Raw genomic sequence first — 23,383 nt, forward strand, 5'->3', positions numbered from 1 at the left:
CGTGATGGTAACAATTTGTCAACCTCCCGGCATTGGACGTGCATTGTCAGGCTTTTCGACAGTCTCCGTGGCAACTTCAGGGTTTGTTACAACAAACTCTTCCTTGGCATCCAGAGACTGCTTGTCGGCAGCGCTGGGTACTGCGCGCCGGGCCTTGGGTTGGTTGATCGTGCTGGCAGCTTCCTCGGCACTGGTCACCTGCTCCGTGCTGCGCTCCTTGTCGTTGCCCAGCACACGGCGCTCGGCCTCCTTGGTCAGCACGGTAATGGTGATGCGGCGGTTCTGCGCAGCGCGCGGCTCCTCGGGCAGCAGCAGGTCGCTGCTGGACATGCCCACCACGCGCGCCAGCTTGTCCAGCGGCATGCCGGCTGCCACCAGCTCGCGGCGCGAGGCGTTGGCGCGGTCGGCCGACAGCTCCCAGTTGCTGTAGCCGCGATCGGCATTACCGTAGGGTGCAGCATCAGTGTGGCCTGAGAGACTGATGCGATTTTCCGCATTGCCCATGGCCGCCCCGATCTCGCGCAGGATGTCGCGCATATAGGGCTTGACCACGGCACTGCCGCTATCGAACATGGGGCGGTTCTGGTCGTCGACGATCTGAATCATCAGGCCGTCATGCGTGATCTCCGTGCGAATCTGCGAGCGGAACTCGTTCAGGCGCGCATTGTTGGCAATCATGCTGTCCACCTTGGCCTTGAGTGCATGCAGACGCTGTGCATCGCGTGCGGACTCTTCGGCCCGGCCCATGGCCTGGCTGGCGCGGCGGTTGGCATTGTCTTCGGACTCGGAGCGGCGCACCTGGCCGTGAACCTTGGACAGGTCGTTGCCGCCGCCCGGCACGATGCTGGAGCTGTTGCCCGCACCGCTGCCGCCCGACATGGCCACCTTCAGCGGCGAATTGAAATACGCGGCAATCCCCTGCAGCTCGCCCTGAGCGGTCGAGCCCAGCAGCCACATCAGCAGGAAGAAGGCCATCATCGCCGTCACAAAGTCGGCATAGGCAATCTTCCAGGCGCCACCATGGTGGGCATGGGCGGTCTTCTTGACGCGCTTGATGATGATGGGCTGCAGCTTCTTGTCAGCCATGGCAGCGCTCCATCACTCGATTCCGGCGAGAGCAGGCACTCATCACTTCTTACCCTTGACGTGCGACTCCAGCTCCAGAAAACCTGGGCGCTCGGTCGAGAACAGCACCTTGCGGCCGAACTCGATGGCCGTGCCCGGGTTGTAGCCCTGCATGCTGGCCAAAAGCGTCGCCTTGATGCACTCAAACTCCTTGGCCGCATCCTGCGCACGCTGCTCCAGCAACGCAGCCATGGGCTCCACCAGCGCATAGGCCAGCAAGATCCCGAGGAAGGTACCCACCAGGGCCGAGGCAATCATGCCGCCCAGCACCGCTGGGGGCTGCCCCACGAAAGCCATGGTGTTCACCACACCCAGCACGGCCGCAATAATGCCGAAGGCAGGCAAGGCGCCCGCCAGACGATTCAGCGCCATCACCGGTGCGTGGGCCTCGGCATGATGGGCTTCGATTTCGCTGTCCATCAGCGCCTCGATCTCGTGCGAGTTGAGATTGCCCGAGACCATCATGCGCAGATAGTCGGTCAGGAACTCGACGACATGGTGGTCGGCCATCAGCTGCGGATAGTTCTGAAACACCGTCGACGACTGCGGATCTTCCACATCGGACTCGATCGACATCAGGCCTTCCTTGCGCGCCTTCTGCAGCAGCTCGTACAGAAGCGCCATCACTTCCATATAGCGCGCCTTGTTATAGCGCGAGGGCTTGAGCGCCGAAGGAATCGCCTTGGCCGTGGCCTTGAGCACCTTGGGCTGGTTGCTGACGATGAAAGCGCCCAGGGCGCCACCGCCAATGGTCACCATCTCGAACGGCAGCGCCTTGACAAGAACGCCCACGCTGCCGCCGTGCAGCACATACATGCCGAAGATGCAGCCGAAGGCGACGATATAACCGATGAGAACAAGCATGGTGCCGATTGTGAAGTTGCAGAAGCCCCGCCATAGGTGCAAAAAGCTGGGCGTTTGGAAGCTAGATCGGCAGCTAGCCGTCGTTATGTAGGGTAGTTCCGAGCCAAGCAGCGACGTGAAGGCGCCTGCGGCATGCAAGCAAGGCAAAGCCCGTGCATTTGTTACATCCCGAAAAATATTTGCAGAACTCTCTAAAGTTTTGCCGGGATGGCTCCGATAACAGCTTCAACAGGGAAACAAAGCCCTGTCACCAGCGAGCCACAGCAGCAAATATCAAGGAACTGCAGGCTGGGGTGCTGGATTGGGCTGCCGCCGCCGCCCACCCTGAATATTTCAGGTCACTGTGGCGGCGACGTTTTGATCGCATCAAGGAGTTCGCATCATGGCAATGACCATCAACACCAATATCCAGTCGCTCAACGCACAGCGCAACCTGGGCACCTCGCAATCTTCGCTGTCGACCTCCATGCAGCGCCTGTCTTCCGGCATGCGCATCAATAGCGCCAAGGACGATGCAGCCGGACTGGCCATTGCCGAACGCATGAGCGCCCAGGTTCGCGGCCTGAACCAGGCTCAGCGCAACGCCAATGACGGCGTCTCGCTGGCCCAGACGGCTGAAGGCGCACTGAGCACCATCGGCAGCAATCTGCAGCGTATTCGCGAACTGGCTGTGCAATCGCGCAATGCCACCAATTCCACCGAAGACCGCGCGGCCCTGCAAAAGGAAGTGGATCAGCTCAAGAGCGAAATCGACCGCGTGGCGACCGACACATCCTTTAACGGCACCAAACTTCTGGATGGCTCTTTCACTTCTCAAGCCTTCCAAGTTGGCGCCAACCAGGGCCAGCGCATTAATATCGATAGCATCCAGAACTCCAAGATTGATCAGTTGGGCACATGGACCAGTGTCGAAAAGCCTGCGACTTCATACGGAACAACTCTGAATGCAGCGCCAACAGCAGGCACCGCCACGCTGACTGTAGCGTCTCCTGCAGACCCAGCAGCTGCATCTGCTGCATTTGCAGATTTCAAGATCTTGGTCGGTGGTACTGAAGTAAACGTGACAGGTCTTGGAGCTGCCACTCGCACGGAAGACGAAGCGCGCGATGCACTGGCTACAAACATCAAGACAGCACTGGATGGAGCAGGTCTCAACGGCCTGTCCACCACTGTGGCTGCTGGCGTCGTGACCATCAGCAACGCAACAGTGGACTCTCCGTCTCTTTCTGTTGCTGGCGCACCCAATGTAACGGCCTCTGACACCACTATTGACGCAGGCACCAACTACACCGCACTGACCGGTAATGCGCTGAGCATCAACAGCAAGAACATTGAAGTAGGTGCCGCTTACACAGGAAACGACCGAGTAAACCAACTCGTAACTGAAATCAACAAGCAGTTTGAAGACAAGTCTGTAGTAGCAAGCAATGTCAATGGCTCTCTGGTGCTTAAGTCGGACAAAGACATTGAGATTGCTGGCGCGAGTGCAACTACCGGTGCAGGCCTGACAGTAGGAACAGTCGCAACAGTGAAGGGGACAGCACAGACTGGATTCAAGGGTGTATCCGTGGCCACAGCCGAAGGTGCAGACGATACGATCATCGCCATGGACGCCGCCCTCAAGGCCGTGAACTCTGCCCGCGCTGATCTGGGTGCCATGCAGAACCGCTTTGAATCCGTTGTCTCCAATCTGAGCGTGAATAGCGAAAATCTGTCGGCATCCAAGAGCCGTATCATGGACGCAGACTTTGCCGCGGAAACCGCCAATCTGAGCCGCTCGCAGATTCTGCAGCAAGCCGGCACCGCCATGGTAGCCCAGGCCAACCAGTTGCCCCAGGGCGTGCTGTCCCTGCTGCGCTAATTGCATCAAGCTGCTGCACCAGCCATACGCTGGTGCAGTTAGCGACAAACCAGGCCTCCTTCGGGAGGCCTTTTTGCTGCCCAGCTGCACCCTATATGTAACCGTCAATTGCAAAAATAGCAGGACTTTAGGCCTCTTATCGGTCTTATGTCCTGCATGGCTTGCTCCAACAATCCTCGTACCCGGAATACCAGACTTCGTCCGTGTTTCCGGTCACGTGGGCCAGCGCCGTCGCTGGTCGTGAAAACGGCTAGTACGTCGCCGGTTTACTGGCTTGAAACAGGAGCACACGCCATGGCAGCCATCATCAATACCAATATCCAGTCGCTCAATGCGCAACGCAACCTGAGCTCGTCCCAAAGCCAGCTGGCTACCTCCATGCAGCGCCTGTCCTCGGGCTTACGCATCAACAGTGCCAAGGATGATGCAGCCGGTCTGGCAATTTCCGAACGCATGACCACCCAGGTGCGTGGCCTCACGGTTGCCATGCGCAACGCCAATGACGGTATTTCCCTGGCCCAGACCGCCGAAGGCGCCTTGGGCTCCCTGGGCAGCAATCTGCAGCGCATTCGAGAACTGGCTGTGCAGGCTCGCAATGCCACCAACTCGTCGGAAGACCGTGCTGCGCTAGATGCCGAAGTGCAGCAGCTCAAAGCAGAAGTGACCCGAGTGGCACAGCAGACCAGCTTCAACGGCACCAATTTGCTCGACGGCTCGTTTACCAATATGGCTTTTCAAGTGGGCGCCAATCAAGGCCAAACCATCGATATCTCAGCCATTGTCAACGCCAACGTAGATGCACTTGGTACCTGGGATAGCGTTGCCGTTCCAGCAAAGGTGACAGGTTCATCTATAGAAGGTGGAGCGGCGCCGGTGACTATTCCTGGGTCAAGTACGTTCACACTAGCAGCACCTGTGAGTAATGGAGCAACACCAGCCGACTTCAGCTATGGCGACTTCGACATTACGGTCAATGGTTCTGCAACGCCAGTGACGATTGCTCCAATTCCGGCAACAGGCGCAACCAATGCAACTGAAGCCAAGAACAATCTGCTCGCTGGCTTACAGGGGGCAAACATCCCCAACCTAACCTTCACGTTAGATGCCTCCGGCAACATTTCGGTTGCAAACTCAAGCACTACCAATGTAGCCCTATCGCCTGAAGTTAGCTCTCCGCTTGGAGATATCGCACTTACAGCGGTTGCCGGTAAAAATGTTGCGACAGGTGGCATGCCAGCAGCCGCCGTTTCCATCAACGGAGTCACACTTCAGTTACCCGCCCAGGAAAGCGCCTCCAAGCGCGTCAACGATCTGGTCACACAGATCAACGCCGCCTCCTACACTGCACCTAATTCCAAAGTTACCGCAGCCATTGTGAACGGCGGCCTAGTTCTGACCTCGAGCGACGGCAACATCTCCGTGGGTGCAGTCGCACCTGCCACTGCAAATGAACTCAAAGCATCCACGGGATTGACTGTGGGAAACACCATTGAAGGTGACACAAACTTCATTGCAGGAGCACGCACCTTTGCCTCAGCTCAAGCCAATGTTCAAGGCTTTGAGAAACTGAATGTTTTGGATGCGGAATACGCAGATAACGCCATCCTGGCGATGGACGCGGCCTTGAAGGCAGTCAATGGCGCACGAGCCACGCTGGGCGCAGTGCAAAGCCGTTTTGAAACCACAGTGGAAAATCTGAGTGTCAATTCGGAAAATCTCTCTGCCTCTCGCAGCCGCATCATGGATGCCGACTTCGCAACCGAAACCGCCAACCTGAGCCGGACACAGATTCTGCAACAGGCAGGCACGGCGATGGTGGCACAGGCCAATCAGCTGCCACAGCAAGTGCTCAAGCTGCTGCAAGGCTGATATCGGCATCTGGTAATTTTTACTCAAGTTCTGTTTCGGCCTGCCGAAACACAATGCGTAGTACTGTCCATAAAGACGGCGCGAAGGCGCCGTTTGTTCAATGACGCAGACCAGGCGTGCCACACGCCTGCGGTCCTGCGCAGAGGGAGTTTTATATGGCGATCAGCTCAGTCGGTATTGGCAGCGGCCTGGAAGTAGAAACCATTGTCAAGCAACTGGTGGCGCTGGAGTCCAAGCCCATCGCAGCGCTGCAGACCAAGGCCACTGGTATCAATACCCAGATCTCGGCCTTTAGCCAGCTGAAGTCGCAAATCTCCAATCTGCAGGATCAGGTGGACAAGCTGGCAAAGCCCGCCACATGGCTTGGCAATACGCTGACCTCCTCCAACTCTGCCCAAGTGACCGGCACGGCAACCTCCAGTGCAGTGCAAGCCACTTATGACGTGGAAGTGTCTCAGATGGCGGCGGGCCAGACCATTGGCTCTGGCCTGGTGGCCAGTGGTACCACTCTCGGACCTGGCAAGCTGACCATTTCCATGGGAACCTATGGTGCCAATGGACTGACACCCAATACCAAGGACGGCAAGAATGTGAGCTTCAGCGTGGAAATCGCTGCAGAAGATGACTCTCTGGCCAAGATTGCCGCCAAGATCAATGCCGCCAAGGGCGATGTCAGCGCCACCGTGCTCAAGGACCACACGGGCGAGCGCCTGGTGCTGCAATCCAAGACCACAGGTGTGAACTCCGCTTTCTCGGTGGAGGCCGAAGGCGCCGGGCTGCAGCAATTTGCTTACAACGGCACCGACGGGACCATGAAACGTTCCGTTGAAGCGCAGGACACTCTGGCCAAGATCAATGGCATTGACATGGCCTCGCACACCAATGTGTTTGAAGAGGTCGCAGCGGGTGTGACTCTGACGGTAGCGCAAAAGTCAGCGAAAGATGCTGCTCCGGTGCGCATCACCATTGCCAATGACACGGCGACGGCCAAAACAGCGCTGAAAAATCTGGTGGAGTCCTATAACGCACTCAGCAACGCCCTGAAGACCATGACCGCCTATGACAAGGACAGCAAGACGGCTGGTACCTTGCAAGGCGATTCAACCGCCATCAATCTGCAGTCTGCGCTGCGTCGCTTGCTCTCCGGCCCCGGGGGAGCAGGTGGTGAGTTCAACAGCCTGTCTCAGATGGGCATTGCCTTTCAGGCAGACGGTACGCTCAAGATTGACGACACCAAGCTGGACAAGGCCCTCAAGGACCCGGAGAGCATGTCCAAGTTCTTCACCGCAGACGTTGCCGATGCCAACCAGGATGGCTTGGCTGTGCGCATGAAGGACTTCACAAGCGGCATGCTGGCCACTGGCGGCACCTTCTCGACCAAGGACGAGACGCTCAAGAATGCGCTCAAGCGCAATACGGCCGATCAGGAACGCCAGACCGCGCGCGTGACCGCCTATGAAGCGCGCGTGCGCGCCCAGTATTCACGTCTGGATACGCAGATGGCCAGCCTGAAAGCCCTGGACACCTATGTAGCCCAGCAAGTGGCAACATGGAACAAGTCCACCAGCTAAGCTATTGAAGCCTGCAGAAAGGACTTAATTGCCCCCTGAGTCGGCCGATAAGAAGAACAGTAATTTGAGAAACTGCAACAAAGGAGTTTTGTGATGTTTTCCCCAGCCAATGCGCGCGCAATGTCGGCTTACCGTCAGGTGGGTGTGCAATCCATGGTGGACAGCGCATCGCCTCAGCAGTTGATCAAGATGCTGTTTGACGGCCTGCTTGCCTCCATCAATGCGGCACGCGGTGCGATAGAGCGCGGTGATATCAATGAGAAAGTGCGCCATATCGGCAAGGCAGTACGCATTCTGCAGGAAGGCCTGCTGGGCGCGCTGGACCGCGAAAAAGGGGGCGAGCTGGCTGGCAACCTGGCCTCACTCTATGAGTACTGCACCACCCGGTTGACCTTGGCCAATGCCCGCAACGATGCAAGCCTGGTCGATGAAGTCGCAGGCCTTGTGAGCACGGTGGCACAGGGCTGGAATGAAATAACCAATGCACCAGCACCCGCTGCTGCCTAAAAAATGGAGCACACATTGATCGACTTCTACCGCGCCATAGAGGAGAGCAGCGCCAAGATGCTGCAAGCCGCCCAGGCCAAGGACTGGGATGGTGTTGCGCGCTATGAGGGCACTTGCGCCGTGCTGATCGAGCAGTTGCGCTTTCGCTCGCGAGATGAAAAGCTGGCGCCCGAACTGCGCAAGGAAAAGGCGCGCATCATGCAGCGCATCTTGCGCAACGATGCCCAGATTCGCGTGCTGGCCGAGCCCTGGTTGGCAAGTTTCGAGCATATGTTCGACGGTCAGCCGCATGTGATGCACTGATTGCAAAGCCACCCAACTCAAAGCCCTGCTGCAGCAACGCAACAGGGCTTTTTGCTTGCAGCGACGACAGTTGATCGATCAAGACATCCGTGAACCCAATGTCGTAGAACGCCACAAGCTATCGATAGCGAAGCACCAGAACGCAGTCAAGCTGCGTCACAAAAGCAAAACCGCCGCGTGGGCAGATGCAATCTGCCAGCGCGGCGGCTTCTGTTGTGGTGAACGGCCCGCGCCTGGCGAGCCGTTTCAGTGATCAATGCGCACGCATCTTGGTGCGCAAGCGCGCGATGGCCTGGCTGTGTAGCTGGCAGACCCGCGATTCGGTCACGCCGAGCACGGCGGCGATTTCCTTGAGGTTCATGTCGTGCTCGTAGTACATGCCCATCACGTACTGCTCGCGCTCCGGCAGGGCCTTGATGGCCTCGACCAATGCGGAGCGCATGCGCTGGTCACGCAGCAAGGCAAAGGGGTCGGCACCCGAGTCGGCCACATGCCGCTCCAGATAGTCATCGCCATCGTCGCCGTCACCGCCGCCTATGTCCTCGAGATAAACCAGCTGCGTGCCGCGCACCTTACCCAGCAGGGACTGATAGTCGTCCAGGGCCATGCCCAGCTCGGCCGCGATTTCCGACTCCAGCGGGGGCCGGCCCAGACGCTGCTCCAGGCGGTTGAGCGCCTGCTCGATTTCCTTCTGGCTTTTGCGCGAGCTACGGCTCATCCAGTCGCCTTCGCGCAGCTCGTCCAGCATGGCGCCACGGATGCGCTGGCTGGCGAAGGTGTCGAATTGCACGCCTTGCTCGCTCTCGAAGCGCGACAGCGCTTCGGCCAGACCGATCATGCCGACCTGGATCAAATCATCCAGCTCGACGTTCGGTGGCAGTTTGGCGATCATGTGCAAGGCAATCCGACGCACAAGCGGCACATGCTGACGAATCAGCGCGTCGCGGTCGAGTTGGCCTTTGGCGGTGTACATGGCAGTCAATGGCTCCAGACAAGAGATTCAGGTGCGGCAGCCGCCGTGGACTGGGCATGCATGGGCAGGATGCAGGCCGTCTTGAGCATGTGCAGCGTGAGCTGATGCAGATCGCTGGCCTGGCGCCAGCGCAGGCGCATGAGCACCGGGGCATCGCCCAGGTGGCGCTGCGAACACTGTAGCAGCGCATTCAGACGCTGCAATCGTGTCTGAGCGTTTTGCTTGGCTGTCTGCGAGCTGCTCTGCTTGCGGCTCCAGTCGTATTTCTGCGGGCCGTCTGCCGTCAGCGGCGCTTCCAGTGCAGCAATCGTGCACTCCACACCGGCAAACAAGGCCAGATGCTTGAGCTGGCGGTAGCTTTCGATCAGGTGCTCGGAATCGGGCGGCACGACCAGCAGCGGCTGCAGGCCCTGACCTTGCAGCATCGGCGTCAAGGTTTCGCTGCTCGCATAGATGATCACGGTGGTGTAGCCGCGCACATAGGCTTGCAGGGCCGTCAGCATGTCCAGCCCCATCTCGTCGGCCGAGGCCTTGAGCTGCTTGAGACCCTGCCGCGCCGGCAGACTGGCCACCGACTGGGCGTCGCCGACGCTTGCGCGCAGTCCCGCCTGGGCCTGCCAGGCATGCTGCGCCAGCAACTGGGCAAGACCTGGCGTGTGAAAGGATTCGGCCTGGCTGCCATCAAGCACCAGCACCTTCTGGCCCAGGCGCTGCAGTTGGGCGCACAGCGGCCAGAGCACTGCCTGCTCGGCAGCGGCACCTGATGCACTGTGCAGCACGGCCAGCACGCGCAAGCCGGCGGTGCTGGCATCGCTCATATGCAGAGCCATGCCCTGATGCAGAGGCGAGCGGCGCTCAAGCATGGGCAGCCTCTGCGCCGCTGGCGGACGAAGGGGTAAAGAAGAAGTCCAGATCCAGCGACTGCGGATCAAATGCCGACTTGGCAGCCGAACGCATGGAGGCCGAGACCAGCAACTGCGCATTGGCGCGCTCGAAGTCTTCGGGCACGCGCTGGCCATTGGTCACGCCGCATAGCTGGATCTGATGACGAATCAGCGTATCCACCGAGGGACCGACCTTCACGGCTTCATCGACCTTGGTGAGGATGGCGTGTTGCGAGCCGCGCGCCTTGAAGGCCTGCATGACATCGTCCTGCGCATCGCCCTGTGCGGCTGCATTGACGGCCAGCAACTGCTGCACGCCATCAATGGCCAACACATCCATGATCTCGTCCTTGCGCGGATCGCGCGGGGCCACGCCGGTGGTGTCGATCAGCACCATCTTCTTGCTTTGCAGCAGGCCCAGCAGGTCCTGCAGCGCGGCCTTGTCATGGGCCTGATGGGCCACCATGCCCAACATGCGGGCATAGGTGCGCAGCTGGTCATGACCACCGATGCGGTAGGTATCCAGCGTGATCAAGCCCACGGATGCGGGACCGTGCTTGGCCGCGCACAGCGCCGCCAGCTTGGCCGTGGTCGTGGTCTTGCCCACGCCGGTCGCACCGACCAGGGCAAACACCCCGCCTTGCTCATAGATGGCGGGCTGGGCGACATCGGTGCGCAGATTGCGCTCCAGCACCTGCATCAGCCAGCGCACGGCGTCGCCAGCGGAGAGTGTCTCCGGCAGCTTCTCGATCAGCGCACGCGCAAGCGCGGGCGAGTATCCGGCGCGGATGAGCTTGTGCATCAGGCTGGACTGGATCGGGTTCTGACGCGTCTGGCCCAGCCAGGTCAGCGTGTTGAAGCGCTCCTCGATCAGATCCTTCATGGACTGCATCTCCTGCATGAAGTTCTGTGGGGCAGCGACGGCCGCGGGCCTGGCGCTTTCCTTGAGCTGAATCTTCTCGGGACGCAGAGGATTGTGGCGGACCACCGCAGCGCTGGCCACCTGAGACTTGGCTGCCATGGCGGGGCGCTCGTTGTTGCGCTCCTGCACGCGCTGGGCAAAAGTGGGCAGGGCTTCGCTGCTGTCCAGCGAAGACTCATGGCGACGGCGCAGCATGCGTTCGCGCACATAGTCCTGGAAGGTCAGCGTGCTCATGGACAGCTGTTCCACATCGTCCTGCACGGAATGCCGGGCCAGTTCATTGATGGCCTTGACGGGCTTGGCCTGGACCTGCATCTCGCGGGCCTGCTCTTCCTTGGCCGTCTGGCGCGCCTGCACATGCTCCAGCGTACTCATGGTTTCACCGCCCTGGCTGCGCCTGGCAGCAGCGGGAGCCAGAGGCGAATGCTCCTTGCGCAGGCTGCTCATGCCTTCGTCGCCTGCACGGCGCTCCAGCGCCTTTTGCAGGGGCGAACCGGCCTGCATGCCGGCATCCATGTCCTGCAGGGTCTCTTCGGCCGTGGCCATGACTTCCACTCCGTCCGGCGTCTGGCGGTTGGAGAGAATCAGGGTGCCGTCGCCAAAAACCATGCGCGCCTTGGCCAGGGCCTCGCGGGCAGTCGGGGCGTAAAAGCGTTTGATATTCATGCGGATGCACCTTTAAGAATCGGGCCGATGCGGATGGTGTGCGTCTCGGGAATCTCGCTGTGCGCGAGCACCTGCAGACGCGGCGCCACACGACGCAGCAGCTTGGCAAGAGAGTTGCGGATCGCGTCCGGCACCAGCAGGCAGGCGGGCAGGCCCAGCTCTTCCTGTTGGTTGGCCACATCGACCGCTTTTTGTGTGAGGATTTCAGCCACGCCGGGGTCCAGCGATGGCGCATTGGGGTTCGACAGTGCCTGCACCAGCAGACGCTCCAGGCCGGGCTCGATGGCAATCACATTGAGCTCGCGGGTCGGACCGTAGATCTGCTGCACGATGGCAGGCGACAGTGCAATGCGCACGCGACGCGCCAGCTCCACCGGGTCGGTCGTCTGCGTGGCGTTTTCGGCCAGCGTCTCGATGATGGTGCGGATATCACGAATGTGCACAGAGTCCTCCAGCAGCAGCTGGAGCACTTTCTGGAACGTTGTGATGGGCACCATTTTCGGGATGACTTCTTCGATGAGTTTGGGGGCCAGCTTGGCCACATGGTCAACGAGCTGCTGTGTCTCGGTACGAGACAACAGCTTGGCCGCGTGCACTTGCATCAAGTGTGACAAATGCGTCGCCATCACGGTTTCCGAATCAACGACGGTAAAACCGGCCATTTGTGCCGCTTCCTTTTGCCGTTCGTCGATCCAGTGCGCGGGCAGACCAAAGGCCGGATCGGTCGTGGCCGTGCCGATCAGCGGCGTGGTGATGCCGCCGGGGTTGATGGCCAGGAACATGCCGGGGAAGGCTTCGCCCTCGCCCACCATGACGCCGCGCAGCGTCATGCGATAGGCGCTGGGCTTGAGTTCCAGGTTGTCGCGCACATGCACGGCCGGCGGCAGAAAGCCGACCTCCTGCGCGAACTTGCGGCGCACGCCCTTGATACGCGTCAGCAGGTCGCCCTGGCGGCTCTTGTCCACCAGCGCGATCAGGCGATAGCCCAGCTCCAGACCCAGCAGGTCCACGGGCTGCAGATCGTCCCAGGTCGCTTCGCCATCATTTTGCGCAGCCTGCTGCTGGGGCGCCGGGGCACTGCTTTGGGCGGCCAGACGGGCTTTTTCCCTCTTGTCCAGCACCCAGGCACCCCAGCCCAGCAAGGCCCCCATGCTGATGAACACCAGATGCGGCATGCCGGGAATCAGACCCAGCAAGATCATCACGCCGGCAGTGATACCCAGCACCTTGGGCGACATGAACAACTGCTGCACGATCTGGCGGCCCATATCGGATTCCTTGCCCACGCGCGAGATCACCATGGCCGAGGCCACCGAGATCAGCAGGCCTGGAATCTGCGCCACCAGCGCGTCACCCACGGCCAGCAGGATGTAGCTGTCGGCCGCCTGACCCGCGGACAGGCCGTGCTGGGCCATGCCGATGATCAGGCCGCCGATGACGTTGATCACCAGAATCAAAATGCCGGCAATCGCGTCGCCACGCACAAACTTGCTGGCACCGTCCATGGAGCCGAAGAAATTGGCTTCCTCGCCCACTTCGGCACGCCGGCGCTTGGCCTCCTTCTCGTCGATCAGGCCGGCGTTCAGATCGGCGTCCACGGCCATCTGCTTGCCGGGCATTGCGTCCAGCGTGAAGCGGGCCGAGACTTCGGCAATGCGCTCGGCACCCTTGGTAATCACCACGAAGTTGATGACCACCAGAATGCTGAACACGATCAGACCCACGGCAAAGTTGCCGCCGATCAGGAAGTGGCCGAAGGCCTCGATCACCGCGCCCGCGGCGCCGGGGCCGGTGTGGCCCTCCATCAGCACCACGCGCGTCGATGCCACGTTGAGCGACAGGCGCATCAATGTGGTCAGCAGCAACACCGAAGGGAAGGCCGCGAAGTCCAGCGGCTTGATCATGTAGGCCGCCACCATCATCACCATCAGCGCCACGGCAATATTGAGGGTGAAGAAGGTGTCCAGCAACCATGGAGGCACAGGCAACACCATTAGGCCCAGAATGGCCACCACCAGTATGGGAGCAGTCATCCCTTGCAGGGCGCCGGCGTTGGAGCCAGACCACTTCTGGAACAGTTGCAGAGGATTCGACGACATCACAGATTACCTTCTTGCTGCGCAGCAGCATCGACCGCCGCAGGCTGGGTGCGGCCACGGTGCGGATCCAGCTCCACGGGCACGGGGGGCTCTCCCAGGGCATCGGGCATGGGACCCTGGCCGCTCAGTGCAGCCTTGAGACGATAGACATAGGCCAGTACCTGGGCCACCGCGGTGTAGAGCGCGGCAGGGATGGCCTGATCCAGATCGGCATGCGCATAGAGTGCACGCGCCAGCATGGGCGACTCCAGTACCGGTATCTGGTGCGCGCCCGCGATTTCACGAATCTTGAGCGCCACCAGATCCGTGCCCTTGGCAATGACCTGGGGAGCGGCCATGGAGGCGTCGTCATAGCGCAGCGCCACGGCATAGTGGGTGGGATTGGTGACTACAAAGTCGGCTTTCGGCACGGCCGAGACGCTGGCCCGGTCGGCAATCTCGCGCTGCTTCTGGCGGATCTTGCCCTTGAGCTGCGGATTGCCTTCGGACTCCTTGTGCTCCTGCTTGACCTCCTCATGACTCATCTTGAGGCGCGACTTGAAGAGAAAGTCCTGCAGCGGCACGTCGATCAGGGCCACCAGCAGCACCACGATCAGCAGCAAGGTGATGCCCGTGGTCAGCCAGGAGCCGACCATAGCAAGCGCCATGGGCGATGGCTGGGCCGAAACCGACGCAATCTCGGCAATATTGGCACTCATGTACTTCCAGGCTACAAAGCCCAGCACGATGGTCATGAACACCATCTTGACCACCGTGGTCAGCTGCTGCTTGGAAAACAGATTCTTGAGACCCGACAAGGGGTTGAGCTTGCCAAAGCGCGGCTGAATGGGCTTGAAGCTGAAGATCCAGCCACCGGCAGCCACGCCGGAAAGCACCGAGGCCGTGGTGGTCACCAAAGCAAAGATCACGGCAATGCCCAGACCCAGCACCAGCATGGACTGAAAGCGCTCCAGCATCAGCGCCGGAGTCTTGGCCGCCGCAGCGTTGAACACCAGTTGCCGGGCCATGGCCTCGCGCAGATGATTGATCATGGGCTGCGTGCCCATCAGCATCAGCAATGCGCCCGTACCCAGAATGGCCAGATGCGACAGATCGCGCGAGCGCGCACCCTGGCCGTCTTCACGCGTCTTCTGCAGCTTGCGTTCGGTGGCGGGCAGGTTTTTGTCTTGGGATTCGGACATGGCGCACGGACGGATTGGATATCCCAATTGTCCGAATCCGGCGCCCAGGCAATGCGCGGATAAGCGGCAGCCAAGCCCTGCTTATGCACGACTCTGCCTCACAGCACATCCATCAATTTGATAGCTGTCTGCGCGCTCCCATCAGGAGATAGAGCCTGTTTTTAGCGAATTTTCACCCAGACACTCAGGTCTGAGCTTGCGGCATGCCCAGCTTGAGCTCGCTGAGCATGCGCAGCAGCATCCGGTTGAGGTCTTCTGCCTCCCACTCCTCCTGCTCGCGCAGCTGCCGGATGGGTGCCGGGTCACGACTCTCCAGAGCCTGGCTCATCTGCAGCACGGCCGCATAAGGACCGGAGCGCGTGACGATGGCATCGAAAATGCGCTCATTCAGCGGCGTGCGTCGCAAGATGGTGGCCACCGGCTCATGCAGCAGCAAATCCAGCTGCGAGAACAGGCTGCACAGATACATCTCACGCTGCAGGTCCAGGCTCACCCCGGCCTCGATCAGCTGCTCGGCCAGCCTGGCGCGCAGCACGACCTGCGTGCGCAGAGGCACCAGGTCCTGTTCGGTACAGGCATGGGGCAGCTGGTCGGCCAGCCAGCGCTCCAGCGTGCCCAGCCCCAGCATCACCAGCCCGCGGCGCAGCGAGTCCACGCCGCGACGCAGGCCCAGTGCGGCCGAGTTGGTATAGAGCAAAAAGCGATAGGCCAGCACCGGGTCCGAACCCAGGATCTCCTCCATCACATCCAGGGACTGTTCCTTGTCGATGGCCTTCATGAGCCTGAAGAGCGCATCGCGCGAGGGCTGGGGCTGCTGCAGCCGAAAAGCCTGCATGGTGTCTGCCACGGGCCAACCGGCCACGGCGGCCGCTTCATGCTCGTCGAGGCAGGAGCGCGCCAGCTCCAGGCTCTGCAGGCTCTGGTACATCTGGCCGTCCAGCAGATTCAGGGGCTGAGTGGCAAAAAAGCCCGAGGCAGCCTCCTTGTCCGCATCCTTCGCCGGCTGGCTTGGGCGCACCACATTAGGCAGTCCCGCTGCTCCTTCTGGCGGCAGGCTCAGCAGGCTGCTGGCAAAGCAGCGCGCAGCATCGGCATCGGGCACATCGGCCAGCGATCCGCCCCAGACCAGCATCAGCCCGCGTGCCTTGGCCTTCTGCACCAGCTCGTAGATACCTTCATCCTGCTGCAGCCAGTCACCGCGCACCTCTATCCAGGGACTGCCCTGAGGTGCATGTTCAAGAAGATTGCACAGAACCTGGCGGGACTGCGGCGATATCAAGAGCGGCGGGGCCTGACGGCTCCAGATCTCATCCACCGTGCGCAGGAAATGCGCCATGTCGGCAGAGGAGCCCGAGTCCTCGTGGACATAAAGCTGAATCCCTGCCAGGCGTCGCGTACGTCCCCAGAGCGGCCGATAACCAAGAGTCAAAGAGCTGAGGGCAGACTGGGTCATGGAGGATTTGGACAGGTAGACGACGAGACATCAAGACGGACAGAGCCCGCTGGAATCAGCCGATGTAGTTGAACAGCGAAAGCTTCTGCATCTGTGCATAGGACTGCAGGGCGGCCTGCAAGCCCACCTTCTGCGTATCCACTTGCGACAGCGCCGTGATCATATCGATATCTTCGGCACGCGAACGGGCTCCTTCCTGCGTCAGTGCCTGATCCTTCATGTCGGACTCCAGGCCGTCTGCACGTTTGAGCTGGTCGCCGGCATAGCTGCGCATGGCCTGCACCCTGTTCATGCCCGAATCCAGTTCGCTCAAGGCGCGCCCAAGACCCTGCTGCAATGCGGTCGATCCCCCCGTGCCGCCCTTGACCGTGGCAATGGCCTGATCCAGCACGCTGAAAATATCGGTACGTGTGCTTGGAGACATGGTGAAGCTGTCGCCGTCGGCCGGAGTACCCTTGATGCTGATCTGCTGACCACCAACGGTAATCGCCTGCCCTTCCTTGTAGGGCGTGGGCGGAACCACGGGGTTGGTCACCGTGGCCGAGCTGGAGTTGATCTCGTAACTGACCTCGCCGGTAGTCGGGTCCTTGGTGAATACCAGGGTGTAGCTATCGCCCGTGACCTTGCTCGGGTCGGTGACCGACCCCACATCCGCCCAGGCCTTGCCGGAATTGGAGGCAGCGCCATTCACCACAAACACCCCGTTGCCGGTGGGCACGTTCAACCAGGCCGCATGACCATCCAGAGAGATGGGCAGGCCGTTGTCGCTGCCGGTGCTCTGGCCGGGGTTGAGCTGGCTGCTCGAGCCCGGAGGCGTGCTTTGCAGCGGCGTATCGGGACTGCCCAGCCCGCGGAAAATCGGCAAGCCGTTGGAGTCCTTGGCATTGGCATAGCCGAGAATCTGATCGCGCAGGCTTTGCATCTGCTGGACCAGCGCATCGCGTGCCACCTGGTCATACGAACCGTTGCCGGCCTGCACCACCAGATCACGAAAATCCTGCAAAGCACCATGAGCCTTGCCCAGCTCGGACTCGCCCTGGGCAATCACATCGCGCTGGGCACCGAGCACGCGCTGGTCATTTTCGGAACGGGTGATGCGGGTGCGTGCACGCTCGGCCTGTGCCGCCGCCACGGGATCGTCGCTGGCGCGCAGCACGCGCTTGCCCGCCGTGGTCTTCTCCATCAGGTCCACCAGGCTGCTCTGACGCGAGCCCAGGTTGTTGATGGTGCTGTCATACATATTGGCCGTGCCAATGCGGTTGATGCTCATGCCTGTTCTCCGGCTGTAGGGGGTTAACGGCCAACGGCCTGGATCACGCTGTCAAAAATGCCCTGAGCCACCTGCAGCATCTTGGCCGAGGCCTGGTAGGACTGCTGGTACTGCAGCAGCTTGGCGGCTTCTTCATCCAGATTGACGCCGGACACTGCGGTGCGATCGCCTTCCAGATTTTTGGCAATCGAGTCGGACAGCTTGGCTGCATAGGCCGCGCTTTGCGTGCGCGTGCCGATCTGCGCCATGGCGGTGGAAAAACCGTCGCTGAGCGTGGTCGCGCCATCGAAGATCACGGCGTCGCGAAGCGACAGGAAAGAGCTGGCATTGCCCGTATCCGAGCTGTAGAAACTGTTGGGGCCGAAGCTCACGGTATCGCTGGTGGCACCATCCACCGCAGGCGTGCCGGTGAGCGTCACCTTGAGCCCCTGAGCCAGCTCGATGGCCTGCCCGGAGATATAAGCGCCTGTCGCAGCCACGCCGCTGGGGGCAGGCGTGATGGTATAGGTCATGCCGCCCGCCCCATCGGGAGCGAAAGACAGGGTGGTGCCCGCAGGAAAGGTAGAGGCATCGAAGCCTTTTTCCACCTTCAGGCTGGACATGCGGACGGCCGCATCGCCCAGCGAGTTGATCTTGGCCGACACCGGATTGGCCACCGCCAGATCGTTGCCGGAATGCACCATGGTCTGAATATCGTGCGCCGCCGATGCCACAGGACTGAACAGCACGGACTGGCCGGCCTGGCCATCGTTCTTGAGATCGAACTGCAGACCGTCGATCGTCATGCCGCGCAGGTCCGTCAGATCGTTGAAGGCCGTGGTCTGGCCATCCGACAGGCGCACCACCTTGCCCTTGGGCGCATCGTTGCCGAAAACGATCTTGTAATCCGAAGCCTTGAGCGCGCTCGAGTCCTTGACCGTGACCGTGGGCGTATCGGGCTGTACCCATTGAGCACCCGTGGTGGAGCCCGTGGTCGTCATCGGAATATTGAACAGCGCCCCGCCTTTCTGACCCGACAAGGTCAGGCCCAGCTGGTTCTGTGTATTGAGCGTATCGCCGATCGAGATCACCATGCGCCCCAGCAGGTTGCGCCCCTCGCTCAGGTCGTTGTTCTGGAACTGCAGCAGACCGGCAATCTCGCCGCCACCGGCCATGGCCGGAGTCAGCTCCACGGGCTGCCCACCCTGCTGCTGGAAATACAGGCTCATCTTGCCGCTGCCGGGGTACTGCGTGGACTCCTGCAGGCTGAGCTTGGCCGCGCTCTGCCCCAGCACCAGCGGCTGGCTGCCGCCCACGAACAGGCTGATGGAGCCATCGCCGGCGTCGACCTGCGAGGTCTGCACGTATTTGTTGATGTCACGCACCAGTTGGTCGCGCTGATCGAGCAGGTCATTGGGCGTGTGGCCCGTGGCAATGGCGCTGCTGATCTGGCCGTTGAGCGCCGCCACCTGTTGGGACAGACTGTTGACCACATTCACGTCATTGCTCATCTGCTGGCGCGTGCTGTAGTCCATCTCGTCGAGCTGGGCCGAAGCCGAGCGAAAGCGCGCAGCCAGTTCGCTCATGCGCGTCAGCACCACCTGGCGTGCCGAAGAGTCGGTAGGTGCGCTGCTCACATCGGCAAACGCATTCATCATGTCGTTGATGGCCGCGCCCAGGCCGTTGGTTCCGCCGGAGAACACTTCCTGCAACTGGTTGAGCGAGTTCGAGCGCGCGGAGTCTGCGGCACTGGCGGCGGTGGCCGCCGTGGCCTGACGGTTGAGCAGCTCGCTGAAGTTGCGCAAGATGGTCGCCACATCGGCGCCATTGCCGATATAGCCATTGCCGATGTTCTGGCCCGCCGAGGTCTGGAAGGCCACGCTCTGGCGCGAATAGCCGGCGGTGTTGACGTTGGCGATGTTGTGCCCCGTGGTTTGCAGGGCGATCTGGTTGGCCATCAGGGCGCGTGCGCCCACGTTCAGAAGACTCATGACTGGTTCTCGGTGATCTTGTTGATCTGGGCGGCACGGGCGCTGGCACCCAGACGGCTTGCGACATTGGCGCTGCCGTTGCCGGCGTTGGCGACTGTGACCTGGGCCACGCTCTGGATGGCGCGGCTGAGCTTTTGCGCATAGGCCGGATCGGTGGCGTAGCCGGCCTTTTGCAGCTCGCTGGCATAGGCCTGGGCAGAGCCGGTCTGGGCCATGGCTTTTTCATAGCGCGGATTGCTGCCGATCAGGCGTGCGTAGTCGCGGAAGGACTCCTCGTAGGAGTCATAGGCGCGGAACTTGGCCGTCACCTTCTTGGGCGCGCCATTGATGTATTCGGTGGTCGTGACTTCGGCGACCTTGCCCGTCCAGCTGCCACCGGCCTTGATGCCGAACAGGTTGAACGAGTTGCTGCCGTCCTTGTTGCGGATCTCGCTCCTGCCCCAGCCCGTCTCGTGTCCGGCCTGGCCGATCATGTAGTGGGCCGGGATGCCGCTCTCGCTGGCCACACGCTGGGCCGCGCCGGTGTGCGCCGTCACGAAGTTGTCGCGCCCCTTGGGAGCCGGTGCATAGGCATTGATCGATTGCGCAGCCTGGCTGCGGCTGCCGCTCCAGGCGCCGTTGCTGCCCACATTGCGCCAGGCGTTGCGGCTCAGGCTCAGTGTGGAAGGCACGGCAATTTCGGCATCCTCGGCGGCGTCGACCCCCATGCTGCGCGCCAGCTGCTTGCTGATGGCATCCGTGAGACCGCCAGGCTGTCCCGCCATGGCGACCGAGAGCTGCTGATCCAGCAGATCGGTGCTGAGATTGCCCTGCGCGCTGTCGAGCAGACCGGACTTCATGGTCGCCTCGCGCATGCTCTTGATCATCTCGCGCATGAACAGCGACTCGAGCTGCTTGGCCGTCTCGCGCGCGGCCTGAGGGCTGTTCTCGCCGGCTGCCGTCTTGAGCGCATTGAGCGAACGTGCATCGACAGCCAGAGCATTGCTGGCCGCCAGGGATGAAGAATGGGGCAATGACGTGCTCATATCACCTCCAGCTCGGCGTCCATGGCGCCAGCGGCCTTGATGGCCTGCAGGATGGCCAGCAGATCCTGGGGCGTGGCGCCCAGTGAATTCAGTGCCCGCACCACATCGGTGAGCTGGGGCGAATTGGGCATGTTGATGACCTTGCCGGGCTCCTGCTTGACCTGGATATCGGACTTCTGCGCCACCACGGTCTGCCCTTGCGAGAACGGTGCAGGCTGGCTGATGACCGGCGTGGTGCTGATGGTGATGGACAGATTGCCGTGCGCAATCGCGCAGGGGCCCAGGGTCACCGCCTGATTGAGCACGATGGAGCCGGTGCGGGCATTGATGACCACCTTGGCCGCCGGCTTGGAGGTCTCGATGGGCATCTCCTGAATCTCGGCGATCATGCGCACGCGCGAGCCCGGATCGATGGGTGCATTGACCTGCACCGTGCGGCCGTCCAATGCCATGGCCGTACCCGCTCCCATGCGCTGGTTGATGGCGCGAACCATCTTGTCGGCTGTCTGGAAGTCGGTCTGATTCAGGCCCAGCGTGATCGTGTTGCCCTGGTTGACGGGAGTGGGCACTGCACGCTCAACCTGCGCGCCCTGCGGCACGCGGCCCGCGTTCAGGTGATTGACCTGCACCTTGGAGCCGCCGGCTGCAGCCCCGGCACCGCCGACCACCACATTGCCCTGGGCCAGGGCGTAGATCTCGCCGTCCGCGCCGCGCAGCGGTGTCGCCACCAGGGTGCCGCCCTTGAGCGACTTGGCGTTGCCCATGGAGGAGACATTGATGTCGATGGCCTGACCGGGCTGTGCGAAGGCCGGCAGCTCGGCCGTGATGATCACCGCCGCCACGTTCTTGAGCTGCAGCTGGGCCGCATTGCCCGAGGCCGGCAGGGCGATGCCCATCTGCTCAAGGTAATTGGCCAGCGCCTGCTTGGTGTAGGGCATCTGTGTGGTCTGGTCGCCCGTGCCGTCGAGGCCGACCACCAGACCGTAGCCTGTCAACTGGTTGCTGCGCACGCCCTGGATGGCGGCAACCTCCTTGATGCGTGTGGCATGCGCAGGCAGGGTGAGCCCGCTGGCGCCAAGGGCTGCGACCACCAGCAAGGCGGTGTGCGCAGGGCGCAGTGACAGGAGCGTGGACAGTACTTTCATACTGCCCATTCTCGGAAGAATCAGAACGGCATAACGTTCAAAAAGAACCGGGACAACCAGCCAATTGACTGGGCTTCACCGGCCTGGCCACGGCTGCGCGACTCGACGCGCAGATTGGCCACCTGAGTCGATGCCACGGTACTGCCCGGACGCAGCGAGCGCGGGTCCACCGTGCCCGTGAAACGCAGCACATCGACGTTATGGTTCACGCCGATCTGCTTCTCGCCGGCAATCACCAGATGACCGTTGGGCAGCACATCGACCACGGTGGTGGCAATCGAGCCCGTGAAGGTGTTGTTGCTGCTGGTGGCCCCAGAGCCCTTGAAGTCGTTCTTGCTCTCGGCCCCCAGGGTGAGCGCATCGGCAACCGTCTTCTCGGCGCCGCCCCTGAGCAGCGGCAGCGAGGTGATGCCCGTGCTCAGCTCGTTGGCTCGCCCGACCTTGGAGTCCGTGCTCTGGCTGGCCGAAACGCGCTCGACAATCTGCACCGTCACCGAATCACCCACCATGCGGGCGCGCTGATCCTCGAACATGGGACGGTAGCGGCTGGCATTGAACAGGCTGCCTGTGGGCGCCTGGGCCGTCTGCTCGCGCGGCTGCAGCACGGGAGGTGCGGTGGATGGCATGTCCACGGGCGGCGGCGGATTGAGCGTGACGCAGCCCGACACCAGCAGGGCCCCGGCGAGGGCGCAGAGCGGCGGGCAATGGGAAACAATGGCTTTGAACATGGCGGCAAGTCCTTGGCAGTCAGGCGCTTGGCCCCTTGTGCCCTTGCGTGCGCGAGGCACGCTATTGAAATCAGAGCTTATAGCGCTTGTCTCAAATGGAAATCAGCAATGAATTGATCTGAAAACCATACACATCAAGCGCAAGCTGCTCCTCAATACATTGTGATCAATCAGAGCTGTGCCAGCTTGGCCAGCATCTGGTCGGAGGTCTGAATTGCCTTGGAATTCATTTCGTAGGCGCGCTGCGTCTGAATCATGGTCACCAGCTCCTGGACCACGTTCACGTTCGAGGCTTCCAGATAGCCCTGCTGGATCGTGCCCAGACCGTTGGTGCCTGGCGTGCCCTGCTGGGGCTGGCCCGAGGAAGCGGTCTCGACGTAGAGGTTCTGGCCGCGCGGCTCCAGGCCGGCTGCATTGATGAACTGGCTCATCGCGATATTGCCCACCTGCTGCGGCGCAGCCTGGCCGGGCATGGTGACGCTGACCACGCCGTCATGGCTGATCGACACCTTGGTCGCACCCTGCGGGATGGTGATGCCGTTGGCCACAGGCAGGCCGCTGGAGGTCACCAGCTGGCCCTGGGCATCGACCTCGAACGAACCGTCGCGGGTATAGGCAATCGTACCGTCTGGCATGTTGACTTCGAAGAAGCCGTTGCCGTTGATGGCCACATCCAGCGCATTGCTCGATTGCTGCAGGCTGCCCTGCAGAAAGTTGCGGCTGGTGGCCACGGTGCGCACGCCCAGGCCCAGGTGCAGGCCGGTCGGCAGCTGATTCTGCTCGGTGGTCTGCGAACCGGACTGGCGCAGATTCTGATAGATCAGATCCTCGAAGACCGCATTCGCGCGCTTGTAGCCGGTGGTGGAGACGTTGGCCAGATTGTGCGAAATCACGTCCAGCTGCGTCTGCTGGGCTTCCATGCCGGTCTTGGCAATGAACAGCGAATTGATCATGACGTATTCCTTTG

The 23,383-nt window shown here is 61.5% G+C and carries 20 protein-coding genes; 6 read left to right on the top strand and 14 right to left on the bottom strand.

Features of this window, described 5'->3' with window-relative positions; translation table 11 throughout:
* Positions 1-18: 18 nt before the first annotated feature.
* Positions 19-1,086, bottom strand: coding sequence for a flagellar motor protein MotB (gene motB, locus AAIL67_RS14140; RefSeq protein ID WP_063665099.1), 1,068 nt, complete (start codon positions 1,084-1,086; stop codon positions 19-21).
* Between the two features lie 42 nt (positions 1,087-1,128).
* Entirely contained in the window at positions 1,129-1,989 is an 861-nt protein-coding gene (gene motA / locus AAIL67_RS14145; protein WP_003059167.1) for a flagellar motor stator protein MotA, read from the bottom strand.
* A gap of 152 nt (positions 1,990-2,141) precedes the next feature.
* Between motA and AAIL67_RS14150 the strand changes: the two genes are divergently transcribed.
* The 6 genes from AAIL67_RS14150 (at position 2,142) to AAIL67_RS14175 (ending at position 8,100) form a co-directional block, all read left to right on the top strand.
* A complete protein-coding gene (locus tag AAIL67_RS14150; RefSeq protein WP_343484262.1) occupies positions 2,142-2,381 on the top strand; it encodes a hypothetical protein in 240 nt (79 codons plus the stop codon).
* A complete protein-coding gene (locus tag AAIL67_RS14155; protein WP_224649626.1) occupies positions 2,372-3,850 on the top strand; it encodes a flagellin in 1,479 nt (492 codons plus the stop codon). Before AAIL67_RS14150 ends, AAIL67_RS14155 begins: the two co-directional genes overlap by 10 nt.
* 294 nt (positions 3,851-4,144) lie before the next feature.
* Positions 4,145-5,719, top strand: coding sequence for a flagellin (locus AAIL67_RS14160; RefSeq protein WP_224649624.1), 1,575 nt, complete (start codon positions 4,145-4,147; stop codon positions 5,717-5,719).
* Positions 5,720-5,874: 155 nt separating this feature from the next.
* Positions 5,875-7,290, top strand: coding sequence for a flagellar filament capping protein FliD (gene fliD, locus AAIL67_RS14165; protein WP_343484263.1), 1,416 nt, complete (start codon positions 5,875-5,877; stop codon positions 7,288-7,290).
* A 93-nt stretch (positions 7,291-7,383) separates the two neighbouring features.
* Positions 7,384-7,797, top strand: coding sequence for a flagellar export chaperone FliS (fliS, locus tag AAIL67_RS14170; RefSeq protein ID WP_280041586.1), 414 nt, complete (start codon positions 7,384-7,386; stop codon positions 7,795-7,797).
* 3 nt (positions 7,798-7,800) lie between these two features.
* Positions 7,801-8,100, top strand: a complete 300-nt coding sequence (locus AAIL67_RS14175) for a flagellar protein FliT (RefSeq protein ID WP_003059178.1) — start codon at positions 7,801-7,803, stop codon at positions 8,098-8,100.
* A gap of 253 nt (positions 8,101-8,353) precedes the next feature.
* Here the strand turns inward: AAIL67_RS14175 and AAIL67_RS14180 are convergent, their stop codons facing one another.
* From AAIL67_RS14180 to flgG, 12 genes are all read right to left on the bottom strand, one after another.
* Positions 8,354-9,073, bottom strand: coding sequence for an RNA polymerase sigma factor FliA (locus AAIL67_RS14180; protein WP_280041584.1), 720 nt, complete (start codon positions 9,071-9,073; stop codon positions 8,354-8,356).
* Positions 9,074-9,078: 5 nt separating this feature from the next.
* On the bottom strand, positions 9,079-9,936 hold the full coding sequence (locus AAIL67_RS14185) for a hypothetical protein (RefSeq protein ID WP_280041581.1): 858 nt from the start codon (positions 9,934-9,936) through the stop codon (positions 9,079-9,081).
* Positions 9,929-11,545, bottom strand: coding sequence for a flagellar biosynthesis protein FlhF (flhF, locus tag AAIL67_RS14190; RefSeq protein WP_343484264.1), 1,617 nt, complete (start codon positions 11,543-11,545; stop codon positions 9,929-9,931). Before flhF ends, AAIL67_RS14185 begins: the two co-directional genes overlap by 8 nt.
* Positions 11,542-13,644, bottom strand: a complete 2,103-nt coding sequence (gene flhA / locus AAIL67_RS14195) for a flagellar biosynthesis protein FlhA (RefSeq protein ID WP_063665092.1) — start codon at positions 13,642-13,644, stop codon at positions 11,542-11,544. The genes flhF and flhA overlap by 4 nt, the downstream gene beginning before the upstream one ends.
* Complete coding sequence (flhB, locus tag AAIL67_RS14200) at positions 13,644-14,825, bottom strand: flagellar biosynthesis protein FlhB (RefSeq protein WP_003065511.1); 1,182 nt, start codon at positions 14,823-14,825, stop codon at positions 13,644-13,646. The genes flhA and flhB overlap by 1 nt, the downstream gene beginning before the upstream one ends.
* Before the next feature lie 184 nt (positions 14,826-15,009).
* On the bottom strand, positions 15,010-16,278 hold the full coding sequence (locus tag AAIL67_RS14205) for an HDOD domain-containing protein (protein ID WP_224649617.1): 1,269 nt from the start codon (positions 16,276-16,278) through the stop codon (positions 15,010-15,012).
* A 55-nt stretch (positions 16,279-16,333) separates the two neighbouring features.
* Positions 16,334-17,548, bottom strand: coding sequence for a flagellar hook-associated protein FlgL (gene flgL / locus AAIL67_RS14210; protein ID WP_034378018.1), 1,215 nt, complete (start codon positions 17,546-17,548; stop codon positions 16,334-16,336).
* Between the two features lie 23 nt (positions 17,549-17,571).
* Positions 17,572-19,518: a flagellar hook-associated protein FlgK gene (gene flgK / locus AAIL67_RS14215; protein ID WP_054073250.1), complete on the bottom strand. Its 1,947-nt coding sequence runs from the start codon at positions 19,516-19,518 to the stop codon at positions 17,572-17,574.
* The gene (gene flgJ, locus AAIL67_RS14220) at positions 19,515-20,543 is read right to left on the bottom strand and encodes a flagellar assembly peptidoglycan hydrolase FlgJ (protein WP_343484265.1); all 1,029 of its coding nucleotides are present in this window, start codon (positions 20,541-20,543) and stop codon (positions 19,515-19,517) included. Before flgJ ends, flgK begins: the two co-directional genes overlap by 4 nt.
* Positions 20,540-21,688 carry a flagellar basal body P-ring protein FlgI gene (locus AAIL67_RS14225; RefSeq protein WP_054073443.1) on the bottom strand — a complete coding sequence of 383 codons (1,149 nt, stop codon included), beginning with the start codon at positions 21,686-21,688 and terminating at the stop codon, positions 20,540-20,542. Before AAIL67_RS14225 ends, flgJ begins: the two co-directional genes overlap by 4 nt.
* 20 nt (positions 21,689-21,708) lie before the next feature.
* Entirely contained in the window at positions 21,709-22,416 is a 708-nt protein-coding gene (locus AAIL67_RS14230) for a flagellar basal body L-ring protein FlgH (RefSeq protein ID WP_003065522.1), read from the bottom strand.
* Between the two features lie 170 nt (positions 22,417-22,586).
* A complete protein-coding gene (flgG, locus tag AAIL67_RS14235; RefSeq protein WP_003065524.1) occupies positions 22,587-23,369 on the bottom strand; it encodes a flagellar basal-body rod protein FlgG in 783 nt (260 codons plus the stop codon).
* Between the last annotated feature and the right edge of the window lie 14 nt (positions 23,370-23,383).

The sequence above is a fragment of the Comamonas sp. A7-5 genome, from assembly GCF_039581385.1.
Lineage (GTDB): Bacteria > Pseudomonadota > Gammaproteobacteria > Burkholderiales > Burkholderiaceae_C > Comamonas > Comamonas thiooxydans.